This window comes from Methylobacterium sp. Leaf100, assembly GCF_001422845.1.
GTDB lineage: Bacteria > Pseudomonadota > Alphaproteobacteria > Rhizobiales > Beijerinckiaceae > Methylobacterium.
Genome location: NZ_LMMW01000061.1, coordinates 82,333 through 96,234 on the forward strand (window position 1 = coordinate 82,333; position 13,902 = coordinate 96,234).

General features: G+C 70.8%; 12 protein-coding genes. 8 read left to right on the plus strand and 4 right to left on the minus strand.

Going from position 1 to position 13,902, the window contains the following annotated elements; translation table 11 throughout:
* Positions 1-107: 107 nt before the first annotated feature.
* The 4 genes from ASF25_RS19030 (at position 108) to ASF25_RS19045 (ending at position 4,903) form a co-directional block, all read left to right on the plus strand.
* On the plus strand, positions 108-1,085 hold the full coding sequence (locus ASF25_RS19030; RefSeq protein ID WP_056306462.1) for a xanthine dehydrogenase family protein subunit M: 978 nt from the start codon (positions 108-110) through the stop codon (positions 1,083-1,085).
* A gap of 53 nt (positions 1,086-1,138) precedes the next feature.
* Positions 1,139-3,367: a xanthine dehydrogenase family protein molybdopterin-binding subunit gene (locus tag ASF25_RS19035; protein ID WP_056306463.1), complete on the plus strand. Its 2,229-nt coding sequence runs from the start codon at positions 1,139-1,141 to the stop codon at positions 3,365-3,367.
* A 238-nt stretch (positions 3,368-3,605) separates the two neighbouring features.
* Complete coding sequence (locus ASF25_RS19040; protein ID WP_082483688.1) at positions 3,606-4,196, plus strand: TadE/TadG family type IV pilus assembly protein; 591 nt, start codon at positions 3,606-3,608, stop codon at positions 4,194-4,196.
* Positions 4,197-4,204: 8 nt separating this feature from the next.
* Entirely contained in the window at positions 4,205-4,903 is a 699-nt protein-coding gene (locus ASF25_RS19045; RefSeq protein WP_056306464.1) for a TadE/TadG family type IV pilus assembly protein, read from the plus strand.
* Between the two features lie 22 nt (positions 4,904-4,925).
* Here the strand turns inward: ASF25_RS19045 and ASF25_RS19050 are convergent, their stop codons facing one another.
* A complete protein-coding gene (locus ASF25_RS19050) occupies positions 4,926-6,695 on the minus strand; it encodes a pilus assembly protein (RefSeq protein WP_056306465.1) in 1,770 nt (589 codons plus the stop codon).
* A 352-nt stretch (positions 6,696-7,047) separates the two neighbouring features.
* On the opposite strand from ASF25_RS19050, the gene ASF25_RS19055 reads away from it, so the two are divergent.
* The 4 genes from ASF25_RS19055 to gspD all read left to right on the plus strand — a co-directional run bounded on the left by ASF25_RS19055 (position 7,048) and on the right by gspD (position 11,451).
* A complete protein-coding gene (locus tag ASF25_RS19055; RefSeq protein ID WP_056265222.1) occupies positions 7,048-7,236 on the plus strand; it encodes a DUF1289 domain-containing protein in 189 nt (62 codons plus the stop codon).
* 148 nt (positions 7,237-7,384) lie between these two features.
* The gene (locus tag ASF25_RS19060) at positions 7,385-7,777 is read left to right on the plus strand and encodes a thioredoxin family protein (protein WP_056165796.1); all 393 of its coding nucleotides are present in this window, start codon (positions 7,385-7,387) and stop codon (positions 7,775-7,777) included.
* An 82-nt stretch (positions 7,778-7,859) separates the two neighbouring features.
* Positions 7,860-8,579 (plus strand): cytochrome c biogenesis protein CcdA, encoded by a 720-nt coding sequence (locus ASF25_RS19065; protein WP_056306466.1) that lies wholly within the window; start codon positions 7,860-7,862, stop codon positions 8,577-8,579.
* A gap of 427 nt (positions 8,580-9,006) precedes the next feature.
* Positions 9,007-11,451 carry a type II secretion system secretin GspD gene (gspD, locus tag ASF25_RS19070; protein WP_056306467.1) on the plus strand — a complete coding sequence of 815 codons (2,445 nt, stop codon included), beginning with the start codon at positions 9,007-9,009 and terminating at the stop codon, positions 11,449-11,451.
* Positions 11,452-11,487: 36 nt separating this feature from the next.
* On the opposite strand, the gene ASF25_RS19075 is transcribed toward gspD, so the two are convergent.
* Genes ASF25_RS19075 through ASF25_RS19085 form a run of 3 tightly spaced genes read right to left on the minus strand, consistent with a single transcriptional unit; the run spans position 11,488 to position 13,810 of the window.
* Positions 11,488-12,135 (minus strand): hypothetical protein, encoded by a 648-nt coding sequence (locus tag ASF25_RS19075; protein WP_056306468.1) that lies wholly within the window; start codon positions 12,133-12,135, stop codon positions 11,488-11,490.
* Positions 12,132-12,686: a hypothetical protein gene (locus tag ASF25_RS19080; protein WP_056306469.1), complete on the minus strand. Its 555-nt coding sequence runs from the start codon at positions 12,684-12,686 to the stop codon at positions 12,132-12,134. Before ASF25_RS19080 ends, ASF25_RS19075 begins: the two co-directional genes overlap by 4 nt.
* Entirely contained in the window at positions 12,683-13,810 is a 1,128-nt protein-coding gene (locus ASF25_RS19085) for a hypothetical protein (RefSeq protein WP_156369074.1), read from the minus strand. Before ASF25_RS19085 ends, ASF25_RS19080 begins: the two co-directional genes overlap by 4 nt.
* Positions 13,811-13,902 lie beyond the last annotated feature (92 nt).

Below are 13,902 nucleotides of genomic sequence, written 5' to 3' on the forward strand. Positions count from 1 at the left end.
GTGTTTCACGGGAAACACCGTCCCGTCCCATCCCGTTGTTGTCCCTTCGGGATTCGGACGGACGGGTATCTTGTCCACAGGACCCCACCAGAACGGGTACCGCGCCGATGAAAGCCTTCACGTACGCCCGACCGAAGACCGTGGCGGAAGCGGCCGAGATGGCGGCCGCGCAACCGAACACCCGCTTCATCGCCGGCGGCACCAACCTGCTCGATCTGATGAAGCTGCAGGTCGAGACACCGGCTCACCTCGTCGACGTGAACCGGCTCGGCCTCGCGGAGGTCACGGAGACCGGTGACGGCGGCGTGCGCGTCGGCGCCCTGGTGCGCAATGCCGATCTCGCCGCCCATCCCCGCATCCGCAGGGATTACGCGGTGCTGTCGCGGGCGCTGCTGGCCGGTGCCTCCGGGCAGTTGCGCAACAAGGCGACCACCGCCGGCAATCTGCTCCAGCGGACCCGGTGCCCGTACTTCTACGACACCGCGCAGGCCTGCAACAAACGAGCTCCCGGTTCCGGCTGCGCCGCCATCGGCGGCTTCACCCGCATCCATGCCGTGCTCGGCGCGAGCGAGGCCTGCATCGCCACCAACCCGTCCGACATGGCGGTGGCGATGCGGGCCCTCGACGCAACTGTCGAGACCGTCGACGCCAAGGGCACGGAGCGGACGATCCCGCTCGCCGACTTCCATCGCCTGCCCGGCGACACGCCCGAGATCGAGACCGCGTTGCGGCCGGGCGAGCTCGTCACCGCCGTGACCCTCGGCAAGCCCGTGGCCGGCACGCATCTCTACCGCAAGGTCCGCGACCGGGCCTCCTACGCCTTCGCGGTGATCTCCGTGGCGGCGGTGATCGACAAGAGCGCCGATGGCCGGATCCGCGCCGCCCGCCTCGCCTTCGGCGGCCTCGCTCACAAGCCCTGGCGGGTCCCGGCGGCCGAGGCTGCCCTCGTCGCCTCCAACGGCGATCCGGACGCGGCCGCCGATGCGGTCCTGGCGGGGGCCAAGGGCCAGGGCGGCAACGACTTCAAGATTCCGCTCACCCGCCGGACCCTGCGCGCCGTCGTGGCCGAGGCGCTCAGGGCCTAAGACCCTTCGAGCCTCCCGCGACGCCCAATCCCAGAAGAATCAGGAATCGTCCGATGGACATGAACCAGCCGATCGGCCGCACGCCCCTCGACGACAGGCCCAACGGCCTGCTGGGCAAGCCCATCGACCGGATCGAGGGTCGTCTGAAGGTGACGGGCGCGGCGCCCTACGCCTACGAGACGCGCGAATTGAAGAACCCGGCCTACGGCGCCCTCGTGGAGGCCGGCATCGCCAAGGGTCGGATCCGCCGGCTCGACGTGCGGGCGGCCGAGGCCATGCCGGGCGTGCTCCACGTGATGACCCACGAGAACGTGCCGCCCCAGGGCGAGAAGAAGGAGCAGGTCGCTCCGGTCCTGGCCGGACCCGAGATCCGGCATCATGGCCAACCCATCGCTTTCGTGGTGGCCGAGACCTTCGAGCAGGCGCGCGCCGCCGCCGCCACGATCAGGGCCGAGTACGCGCGGGAGACCGGCGCCTACAGCCTGCGGGCCGGCATGGCGGGTGCCGTGGTCCCGAAGCAGCTGCAGAGTCCGCCGGATTCGGCGCTGGGCGATTTCGAGGGCGCCTTCGCGGGAGCGCCCGTGCAAGTCGACGTCGAATACACCACACCGGTCCAGACCCACGCGATGATGGAGCCGCATGCCACCATCGCGTCGTGGGAGGGCGACCACGTCACCCTGTTCACGTCGAACCAGATGCTGAACCGCGGCCAGGCCTCCCTCGCATCGGTGTTCGGCCTGCCGCCGGAGAACGTGCGACTGGTGAGCCGCTACATCGGCGGCGGTTTCGGCGGCAAGCTCCAGCCCCAAGCCGACGCGATCTTCGCCGCCCTCGGCTCGAAGGCGGTGGGCCGGCCGGTGAAGGTGGCCCTCACGCGCCAGCAGGAATTCCACGTCACCACCCGGCGCTCGGACACGATCCAGCGCCTGCGCCTCGGCGCCGGACCGGACGGCCGGCTCGTTGCCATCGGGCACGAATCCTGGTCGGACACCACGCCGGGTGACGGGTTCTACGAGACCTCGGCCAATGCCACGCGCTCCCTCTACGCCGCGTCGAACCGGATGACGAAGCATCGGCTCGCCACCCTCAACCTGCCGCTCGCCTCGGCCATGCGGGCGCCGGGCGAGGCGGTGGGCATGCTGGCGCTGGAATGCGCCATGGACGAACTCGCCGAGCGCCTTCGCATCGATCCCATCGAGCTGCGCATCCGCAACGAGCCGACCCAGGACCCGGAGAAGGGGGTGCCGTTCTCCACCCGCCAACTCGTGCCGTGCCTGCGCGAAGGCGCCGCGCGCTTCGGATGGGACAAGCGTCGCGCGGCCGGCACGACGCGGGAGGGGCAGTGGCTCGTCGGCCTGGGCGTGTCGGCGGCCGCCCGCCTCAACCCGCTCAGGCCCTCGTCGGCCGCCATCCGCCTCGAAGGCGACGGCTCCGTCACGGTCCGCATGGCGATGACCGATATCGGCACCGGCACCTACACGATCCTGGCACAGATCGCCGGCGATATGCTCGGCCTGCCGGTGGAGCGGGTTCACGTCGAACTCGGCGACACGCGCCTTCCGAAAGCCGCCGGTTCCGGCGGCTCGTTCGGCGCCGGCAGCGCCGGGTCGGCCCTCTACGTCGCCTGCGAGGCTCTGCGGGCGAAGATCGTCGCGGCGGCCGAACTCGGCCCGGAGGAAGCGCGCTTCGCGGACGGGCGCGTCGTCTCCGGAAACCGTTCGGAGAGCCTGACCGACATCGCCGGACGCGCCGGGGACATCGAGGCCACGGGGGAGATCAAGCCCGGCGCCATGACCGAAGCGTTCTCGCAATATTCCTACGGCGCGCATTTCGCCGAAGTCGGCGTCGATGCCGATACGGGCGAGGTGCGCCTGCGCCGGATGCTCGGCGTGTTCACCGGGGGGCGCATCCTCAACCGGAAAACCGCGCGCTCGCAGGCCATCGGCGGGATGGTGTTCGGCGTCGGCGCCGCCCTGATGGAGGAGGTGGTGATCGACCCGCGCACGGGCCACTTCGTCAACCACGATCTCGCCGAGTATCACGTGCCGGCCCATGCGGACATTCCCGCCATCGACGCGGTGTTTCTCCCCGAACTCGACGACAAGGCCAACCCGCTGAAGAGCAAGGGGCTGGGCGAACTCGGCATCTGCGGCGCCGGGGCGGCCCTCGCCAACGCCGTCTACAATGCCACCGGCGTCCGTATTCGCGACTACCCTCTCACCCTCGACAAGGTGTTGCGCGGTCTCGAGGCCCACGATCGCCCCCCGGTACGGCCGACCTGACACGTTCGGACCGACGATTTCATGATGATCGGCGTAAGATCCGCACCGAATGCGGAGCGCGACGACGTCGTGATCCGGGTCGTCTCCCTCCGTTTCCAGCGGGCGGGCCGCGCTTCGCGCAGACAACCTTGTGCGATGCTGCCCAGCAGGCGCGGAATGCAAGGGGTTCGAAAGGAGCAGGGGGGCAGGAAGAGCGTGCGCACCGGATCGCGGTGCGAGCCCGAAGCCCCGTCGCCCCATGGTCCCCTCGCCTCACCTTCCCAGCCGGGCCCTCACGCCGCAGACGCTGGTCAGCCGGTTCCGGCATGCCCGCGCGGGTGCCACGGCGGTGGAGTTCGCCATCCTGGCGTTTCCGTTCCTCGCCCTGATCACCGGCATCATCGACATGTCGATGATGTTCTGGGCGAGCCAGACCCTCGACGACGCCCTCGCGGACGCGACGCGCACGATCCAGACGGGACAGTTCCAGAGTGCTAATTCCGGCGTCACCGACCCGGCGACGATCCTGGAGAACCTGCGCCAGAAGCTGTGCCAGGTGAACGGGGCCGAGCGCCTGACCCTGTTCCGGTGCACGGACGTGAAGCTGGAGGTGCGGGTCTACGCATCCATGACCGCGGGTACGAGCACCAATCCCGTCGACCCGTCGACCCGGGACTGGTCGACGGGGTTCGGCACGGCCTACGCGAACGCCCAGGCGAGCACCATCGTGGTGGTGCAGGCGGCCGTGAAGTACCCGAGCTTCACACTGATGTTCCCCATCACCCAGAGTTTCGCGGACGGCTCGCGCCTGCTGCACTCCGTCCAGGTCTTTCGCACGGAACCGTTCTAGGCCCGAGGATGCTGCGCACCCCCCTGCCCCCGAGCCGCGTTCCCGGCGCGTCTCTTCCCGCCACCGACCGGCCGGCCCCGGGCGCCTTCGGCCGCTTCCGGCGGGCCCGGGACGGCGTGGCGGCCGTCGAGTTCGCCCTCATCGCCCCGGTGCTGCTGCTGGTTTATGTCGGCAGCGCCGAGCTGGCCCGCGGCACCATGGCCCAGCGGCGCACCACCCTGCTGACCCGGACCGTTGCCGACCTCACGTCCCTCGGCGACACGACCTCACCCATGACGCGCACGACCATGGACAGCATCCTGGCGGCCTCGAAGCTCGTCTACAGTCCGTTCGACGCGACGAAGGCCGTCATCCGGGTCGCGGCCATCGGCATCTACATGCAGGGCACGACGCGGACGGTGCGGATCTGCTCGAGCGACGCATCCCCGGCCACCGCCAAATGGCCCGTCGGCCTCGCCCCCGCGAGCCTGACCATCCCGGCGAGCTACAGCCGCCACGGCATGCGCCTCGTCGTCGCCCAGGTCACGACGCCCTACACACCGGTTCTGGGCGCCGCGTACGTCAGCTTTACACGGGCGAGCACCGCCGAGTTCCCCCTGGAGGACACGGTCGTCTGGCCGACCCGCCAGGGCAAGGCGGTCACCGGCGGCGCCGACGACGAGGTCGTCCTGCCCGCCGGCGTCGCCTGTCCGGCGACCGCGAACTGAGAGGCGCGGTCCGCCCGCCGGGTCAGCGCACGATGCGCAGTTTGCCGATGCTCTTGGCGATGTCGTCGAAGGCCGCGATCAGGGCGGTGGACGAGTTGGCGACGTAGGCCTGGGCCGGAACCGTCGCGCAGTCCCGCAGCAGATTGATGCCCGCCTGGTCGATGGGGTCGTTCGGCACGCTGAAGCCGATGGTGAACACGGCGATGTTGCGCGCCTTGGCGTTGGTGCAGGCTTCGCGCGTGAGGGCATCGAGGGCGGCCCGGGCCTGGGTGTCGGAGGCCGGATTGGCCGTTCCGGTGACGAGGCGCCCGGGGAGCGCCGAGCTGCCCGAGACCTTGGTCCCGTTGGCGTTGATCATGTAACCGGTGGCACCATACATCGACGCATTGATGTTGCTGAGATTAGACGATGCGTTGACGGTCCACGAGTTCTCTCCATCGGTCATCAGGACGATCGCTTTCCGAACAGTCGTGTCGCTGTACGGAACGCCTTGCCCGAAAACGCTGGCGGGTGAGATCGTCCGCCAAGCCCACATGAATCCCTCGAAGATGTTGGTGCTTCCCAGGGGTGCGAGGGAGTCGACAAGGGCTTTGAGCTTCGCGATGTCGTTCGTCAGCGTTTGAAGCGGCTTGCTCGTGCAAGCGAAATTCGGTCCATTGGGGATGCCGACATCGTTGTATGACGTGGAGGCGGACTGCGTCTGTTTGTAATATTTGCAGGCGCGCATTTCCGCTTCCGAAGCGGTCATTGTCTTTGCATCGCAATTCGGCTCGCCTGTGTAATCCTCTAGGTAACTGTTCAGGTATGTCTGCGTCGACGGACTCATCCCCGCGTAAGAAGAGGCTGTTTGAGGCGTATTCAGGCCGAAAATATTCCAGCCCGAATCATTTCGAACCGTGACTTTATCGACGGAATCACCCCCTGGCTCATCCGGAGCGAACATCGGCACGAAATAGCTGTTGGGATTGTCCGGGGTCGGGGCCGTATCCCGGACGTTCAGCGGATAGGGCAGCGTCTCGAGACAGCCGGCCCAGCCCCAGGTGGGATCGAGCTTCTTGAGTTGGGCGAAAATGTCGAGGCGGTTCTTGATGGCCGCCTTGACGGTGGCGCTGGCCGCGGAGAAATCGACGTTGGTCCAGTGGTAGGCCGATTTCGGAGCCGAGGATCCGTCGATCCACCACGTCGAAGCGCCGTAGAGGTTCGGATCGACGGCCACGCCGCTGGCGAACGGCACGATGGAAATCCGTGTCTGCGGGCTGAAGGCCGGCTTCGTGTAGACGTAGTCGATGAACTTCTTGGCCGCGTCCTGAGCCGCCGACATCTTGGTGCCCGAACCACCGGCCTTATTCATCGAGCCCGTCGTATCGAGGGCGATGGCGATCTCGAAGGTCTGCGCCATGGGAGTCGCGCATTGCGACGCCGCACCGACATCGATGGTGTTGATGCGCAGGAGGCTGGCGAAGGCGGTCCGGTAGGTGGCGCTGGCCTTGACCAGGATCGTGCGCGGATTGGCGCCGATGGCCAGCGGCGTCTCCAACGTCGCCCCCGGCATGTAGGACGCGATGAGCTTCGTCGCCTGATCCTCGAGGGCGGCGCTGGTCGTGGCCGTGCCGGTCTGGCACAGGCTCAGGGCGGTCCCGTCGACGGCGTTCTGCAACCGGGCGCGCATGGACGAGGCGCGCCCGTAGTCGATGCCGGTTCCGGCCAGGAACATCAGCGGGAGAAAGCTGAGTCCGAAGATGACCGCGATATTGCCGCGCCTGTCGCCGAGAAATCGACGTGTAAGAGACATCGCTCGAGTCCTGATCGATCTCCGGACACATCCATCAGGTTTCGATTAATACCTCGTGTACGATTTCGAACAGGCGCTACACTACCATTGATCGGATCGAAATCACGATACAACTCTGCGGCCAGACCTAGAGCTGCGCCCGACCACGTTGGGTCGGGACACATCTCGAGCGAGGCCTTTGTCATGCCGCGCTCTTTTCGCCGAACCGGCATCCACTTCGGCGGAGAGCGCTTTGGCACCGCAGCGGTCGCGTGTGGTGGTCGGTCCGATCCGCAGGGGCCGCGCGCATCCGTGCATGATGCCGTATGACCGGGCGCGGGGCACGCATCGCCCCGGGCGGGAGGCCGGCACCATGCGCAAGAACGATCCCTGTATCGCCGTCTGCCGCTTCGACGGTCGGACCGGCTGGTGCGTGGGATGCGGTCGGACGATCCCGGAGATCCGCGCCTGGATGAAGCTGACGCCGTTCCGGCGCACGGCGCTTCTGCGCGAATTGCCCGCCCGGGTCCGGAAGGTTCAGGATGCCCCCCAGCCGGATTGAACGGGTCGCCGCTCCCTCGAATGTAACCCCGATCAAGATTTCGGGGCCGCCGTGCTCCGTCGCAGACAGGCGCGGCGCGATCCCGTAAGCCTGTCTCAAGGGCCGCGCCGCAGGAACGTGGGACGACGGCTCAGCGGAGGACACCCCCATGATGATGCGCCGCGCACTCCTCGGCCTCGCCGCCTTCCTGCCCCTGGCCGTCCTGGCGATGCCCGCGCAGGCCGACCCCATGCCCTTCGAGGCTGGCGCCTTCGCGGCGGCTCAGAAGGCCGGTCGGCCGATCCTCGTCGAGGTCAGCGCCCCGTGGTGCCCGATCTGCAAGACGCAGAAGCCGATCCTCGCCAAGCTCGCACAGGACCCGCGCTTCAAGGACCTCGTGATCTTCGATGTCGATTTCGACAGCCGCAAGGATGTGCTGCGCCGCTTCGATGCCCGCATGCAGAGCACGCTGATCGTCTTCAAGGGCGAGACCGAGACCGGGCGCTCGGTGGGCGAGACCCAGCCCGAATGGATCGAGGGCCTGGTGGAAAAGGCACTCTAGGCGTGCCCGACAATCCGCGCGATCGCCCCGGGATCCCGCTTCGGTGCGGCGGGCGTTCCGTGAGAGACGCGTAAGGCGACCCATGGGCACCTCCCTCGGCCTCGCCTTCCTCGCCGGACTCCTGTCGGTGCTCTCGCCCTGCGTGCTGCCGCTGCTGCCCCTCGTCCTCGGCGCGGCGAGTTCGGAGCACCGCTACGGGCCCGTGGCGCTCGCGGGCGGCCTCGCCCTCGCGTTCGTCGCCATCGGGCTGTTCGTCGCCACCATCGGCTTCGGACTCGGCCTCGATACGGATGTGTTCCGCAAGGGCGCCGCCCTGCTGCTGGTCGGTCTCGGCCTCGTCCTGATGCTGCCCGCCGCCCAGACGCGCCTCGCCGTCGCCGCCGGCCCGTTGAGCGACCGGGTCCAGGCGCGATTCGGCGGCGTGTCCTCCACGGGCCTCGGCGGACAGTTCGGCGTCGGCCTGTTGCTCGGCGCGGTCTGGAGCCCCTGCGTCGGCCCGACCCTCGGGGCCGCCTCCCTGCTGGCGGCGCAGGGCCGCGACCTCGCCGCCGTGGCCCTGACCATGGTGACGTTCGGCCTCGGGGCCGGGCTGCCCCTCGTCGTCCTCGGCACCCTGTCGCGGGCGACGCTGCTGCGCTGGCGCGGCCGGATGATGGGCCTGGGCCAGGGGCTGAAGGCGGTTCTCGGGCTGATCCTGGCGGCGACCGGCCTCGCCATCCTGACGGGCCTCGACAAGGCCCTGGAGACCGCCCTCGTCGACGCCTCGCCCGCCTGGCTCACCGCCCTGACGACGCGGTTCTGAACACCCGCTCCTCGCGGGCGCCCGCGACGGGACGGCGCACGACCGGGCGGCAGGCATGATTCCCAAGAAAGGCGAAGCATCGGGGATCTCGCGCGGTCTCGACAAGACAGCCTGCGACCCAGACACCGGGAACATAGAGCTTCGGCGCATCGTCCCGGAGCAACGGACCCGGTTGCGGTCCAGACCCATCACGCCCCCGACAGGCGAGGACTGGCGGAGCGGCGATGCGCACCGAACCGCGCCCTCCTTCTTCATCGCAGATCTTCACGAAGTTCGGATGTTTCTGGAATAGCACGTGGTTATTCAATCGTTACGAAATCCAGCTTCGGCTGCGAATGGTTCGATCGTGGTAAACGGTCTCTTAATGAAGCCCACCCCATAACCGCCGGAGGATCAACCCGGGAATGGGGAGCAGGCACGAACGGTCATGGGAATCCCGGCATCCCTCGGTCTCCTCCTGGCGTTCGGCGCCTCGGCCCTCGGCCTTGGCGCCGCGACGGCGGCCGAGCCCGATGCCGTCTATGGCCGCCCGGTTCCGCCGGCCGAGTCGGTGTCGCGGCGGGGGACCGACCAGTTCATCGGCGGCGTACCCGAACAGGCGGTGGAGTTCCGCCCCGGCGTCGTCAGCCTGAACCTCGTCGAGGTGCCCATCGCCGTCGCCGCCAAGGCGGTCCTCACGGATGCCCTCGGCTGGGGTTATACCCTCGACGAGCGCGCCTCCGGCACCATCACCCTGCAGACGGCCGGGCCCGTGCGCCGCGAGATCCTCCTGCGGATGTTCGAGAGCGCGCTGTCGAGCCGCAACCTCACCCTGCGCCGCCGGGGCACCACGGCGCAGATCGTACCGGCGGGGCCTGCCACCGGCGCCGTGCCGGTGCAGGGGCTCGGGGCCGCCGGCGGCGGCGCCCAGGCCGTGCCGCTCCGCTGGATCGCCGCCGCGGAGATGCAGGCGATCCTTTCCTCGGTGGCGCCCCGCGACGTGGTCCTGCGGGTCGACCGCGTCCGCAACCTCCTCATCCTGTCGGGGGACGCCGCCCAGATCGAGGCCCTGCGCCAGACCATCAGCGTGTTCGACGTCGACTGGATGCGCGGGATGTCGACGGCGATCCTGCCCGTCCGCAGCGCGAATCCGGCCGCGATGGCGCGCAACCTCACCCAGATCTTCGGCGGCGAGACCGCCGGCACCGGCGACATCATCCGGTTCGTTCCCAACGAGGCGCTGGGCGCGGTCCTGGTGATCAGCACCCGCGCGGCCTATCTCGACCGCGCGCGGGACTGGGCGACGCGCCTCGAATCCGTCGCCGCCGACCGGGAGCGCCAGCTCTTCGTCTATCGCATCCAGAATCGCTCGGCCAAGGAGTTGGCCGCCGTGCTGCAGGGCGTCATCGCCGCCGAGATGGGGGGCGGGGCGAACGCGGGCGGCTACGGCGGCGGGGGCTATGGCGGTGCGGCCTATGGCGGGCTCGGCGCGGGCGGACTCGGCGCCTATGGGGGCGGAGGCGGCGGTTACGGCGGGGCGGGTCTCGGGGCACCGGGGCTCGGAGCACCGGGGCTCGGAGCACCGGGTCTTGGCGCCGCCGGTCTCGGCGCGGCGGGCTTCGGCGCGGCAGGTGCCGGCGCGTCCGGTTTCGGAGGGGCGGGCGCGGGCTTTCCCGGGGCCGGCGGTGCGTCGGGAGCCGGCGGCTTCGGCGGCGAGGCGGGCGGGGCCGGAGCGGGCGGCATCGGTGCCACCGCCACGGGTGCGGCCGGTTTCGGCGGCGGTGGCGGCGAAGCCTGGGGCGGCTCGCCCGCGACCGGGGGCGGCGTCTTCGGTGCCGCCGGACACGAGGGGGGCTACGGCGGGGGGGCCGGCTACGCGGGTCAGGCGGCGCATGCGGGGGCCATCATCGGCGTCGTCGCCGACGATGCCAACAACAGCCTCGTGATCTCGGCCACCCGCACTCAGTACGACAAGCTCCTGCGCATCCTCGCCAGCCTCGACGCGATGCCGACCCAGGTTCTCCTCGAGACGGTGATCGCCGAGGTCACCCTCAACAACGAGCTCCAGTTCGGCGTGCAGTGGTTCCTCAAGAACCAGGGTTCGCGCTTCAACCTCACCCAGGCGGCGACCATCGGTGCGGCGAGCGCCGCGACGGGCGGCACCGCTGGGCTCATCGCGGCGGCGACGCGCGGCGTCACGGGCTTCAACTACCTGTTCAACAACCCCGACTTCAGCGTGGTGCTCAACGCCCTGCAGGGCATCACCCGCGTCAACGTCATCTCCTCGCCCAACATCACCGTCCTCGACAACCGCACGGCCAAGCTCCAGATCGGCGATCAGGTGCCCATCGTGAAGCAGACGGGCCAGAGCGCGCTCGCGGGCAACGCCCCGATCCTCAACCAGATCGAGATGAAGGACACCGGCGTGATCCTCTCGGTCACGCCGCGGGTGAACAAGAACGGCCTCGTCGTCCTCGACATCAACCAGGAGGTCAGCGACGTGGTGCCGACCACCACCTCGACCATCAACTCGCCGACCATCCGCCAGCGCCGGGTCGCCACCAGCATCGCGGTCCACGACGGGCACAGCCTCGCCATCGGCGGCCTGGTGCAGGAGCGGGCCCTGATCACCAACGAAAGCCTGCCGGTGCTGGGCGACCTGCCGCTGATCGGGCCGGCCTTCCGCAACCGCATCGACAGCCGCATCCGCACGGAACTCATCATCTTCATCCGCCCGCGGGTGATCCGCGGCACCGTCGATGCCGACCGGATCAGCCAGGATTTCCGGGCCCAGCTCCGGACCATGATGCCGGTGCGCCCCGTGCCGGCGCCGATGCCCATGGCCGCCGCACCGGCCGGCCCCCCCGGCTTCCTGCGCCGGATGGTCGACTGACCCGGGATCGGGCGGAGCGGCGCCCCCCGGTGCGGATCAGGGCCGGGGCGGCGTGATCGGGATCGTGCGCACGCGCGCCGGCACCGCCTCGGGGGCGAGCCGGAGGGCAGGCGGCTCGACCCACGACGGTGCGGCCGGTGCCGGTTCGGCCAGCACGACGGCCTCGGGCGGCGCCCGGTCCACCGCCCGCCGGCGGCGCGGCGGCTGCAGCGTCGCGGGCTCCCCGAGGAACGCGAGATCGTAGGTGCGGCCGTCCTGGCGCACGGTGACGCGCTCGGCCTGCACGGCGGCGAGAACCCACCCGGCGCGGCCCTCGCCGGGGGCGAGCCAGACGGGAAGGCCCGCCCCCTCCTCCTCGATGAGGGCGCGTCCGCTGCCGTCGTTCATGAGGATGCCGCGCACCCGGAGCACGGAGCGGATCGGCGTCGCGGGGCTGAGGTCCGCCAGGGAACCCCGCGCGGTCCAGGCCCGGCGGTCGGGATCGAAGAGCGGGCGATGGAGCGCGCCGCCGCTGTCGGCGAGGCGGACCGGCGCGGCAGGCGCCGCCACGGGCCCGGCGTCGAGGGTGGCGGCGGGCCAGACCCATGCGGCCAGCACGGCGAGGCCCGCGAGGCCAGCGAGCGCCCGGGGGACGGGACGGCTCGCGGCCAGCGCCGACGCCAGGGGGCCGAGGCGCGCCCTCATCGGCCCGTCTCCGGCCGGGGCGGCGCGTCGGCGGGCGCGAGCAGCCCGCGCACGGTCAGCGACAGGCGCAGGAGGGTCGGCCGCTCCTCGTCCGCATCGGCCGGGCTCGCGACCGCGATCTCCGCCGTCTCGGTGCGCACGCGCGTAAGCCCCCCGTCCAGCTCCGCCAGGACGCCGTGCAGCCCTTCGGCCGTCCCGCGCAGGGCCGCGTTCAGGAGCGGCAACCGCACCTGATCCGGATCCGGGACCACGGTGACATCCTCCAGGATGACCGCGCGCCCGGCGATGGCGGTCTCGATCCGGGCACGGAACGCGGCGGACACGGCGTCCGCATCGACCCCGGAGAAGGGCGTCGACGGGACCGGCCGGGCGGCGGCCGCACGGGTGCGGGCCAGGCGGTCGCGGGCCTCGGCGATCCCGTTCCCGAGTTCGCGGATCTCGGAGACCGGCCCGGCGACGGCGAGCCCCAGGACCGCGAGGGCCCCGAGGGCGAGGAGGACGGGCGCGCGCGGCATCCAGCCGGAGACGCGATCGGACAGGGCGGCGATCATGGCATCGGCTCCGGAGCCCGGTGGGGAAGCCGCACGGTCAGCCGGCGCGGCGCGCCCGAAGCCTCGGGCGCGTCCAGCACCGCGGCGGGCCCGAAGCCCGGAAGGGCCGCCAGGCGGGGCAGCGGATCGGTCGCGTCCCGGACCAGCAGCGTCAGGGTCAACCCCTGCGCGTCGAGGCGCAGGGCTTCGGCCGAGACCGCATCGGGCAGGGCGTCGGCGACGGCGCTCCAGACCGGGGCGAGGGACGGCCGAGCCGCCGCACCCGCCAGGATCGCGGCGGCGCCGGCGGGAAGCGGGGCCCGGCGCAGGGATGGGGCTCCCCGCGCGGCCAGGATCGCATCGTCGAGGGCGGCCAGCGTCGCGCCGCGATGGTCCCGCACGAGAACGAGGCTGCCGAGCAGCAACAGGCCCGCGAGGGCCAGGAGCGCGAGGTCGCCGAGGCCGAGCCCGCGCAGCAGCGGCGGGATCGCCCGACGCCCCCCCGACAGGAGGTCCACCGGCATGGCGGTCGTCTCCGCGCGCCCGACGGCGACCGGACCCGGCACGAGGCCGGTCCGGCCCATGGCGGCCAGCAGCGGATCGAGCCGCGCGCGCTTGATGACGACGTGGCGGACGCGCAGGGTCCGCGTCGCGGCGTCCTCGCCCTCGACGTACCAGTCGCTGTAAACGCCCTCGGCCCGGAATGGGGTCGCCGCCTCGAGTTCCTGCACCAGCACCTCGCGCATGCGCGGCAGGGACGCCGTCGGCAGGGTCAGGGTGCGGACGAAGCACTGCGCCGGATCGAGGAGGATCTTGGCGCCGAGCCCCCGGCCGCCGCCCCGGATCGCGCTCAGGCGCTCGGCGAAGTCGTCCGCGTCCGTGTCGAGGCGATAGGTGCGGGGCTCCGGCCCGCGCCGGTCGGTGAGCAGGAGGGTGCGGCCGCCGGGTTCGGGACTGAGGAGGATCCCCGTCGTGGGCCGGTCCGACCGGACCTCGGCGAAGCCCGCGCGGGCGGCCCAGCCGGCGAGCCGGCCCCGGATCCCCGGGAGGTGGCCGGACGACCCGGCGGCCCGCAGGGGTGCGGAGGGCGTCACCGTGTCCATGAGATCCGCCTCCATGAACCGCGCCTTCGATCGCATCCGCAAGCGAGGGGCCGCTCCGGGAGACACGTTGTTAACCCAACGTCGGTTTCTATCGGCTTAAGAGCGACTCACGACGGCTCCTCCTCCGGGGCACC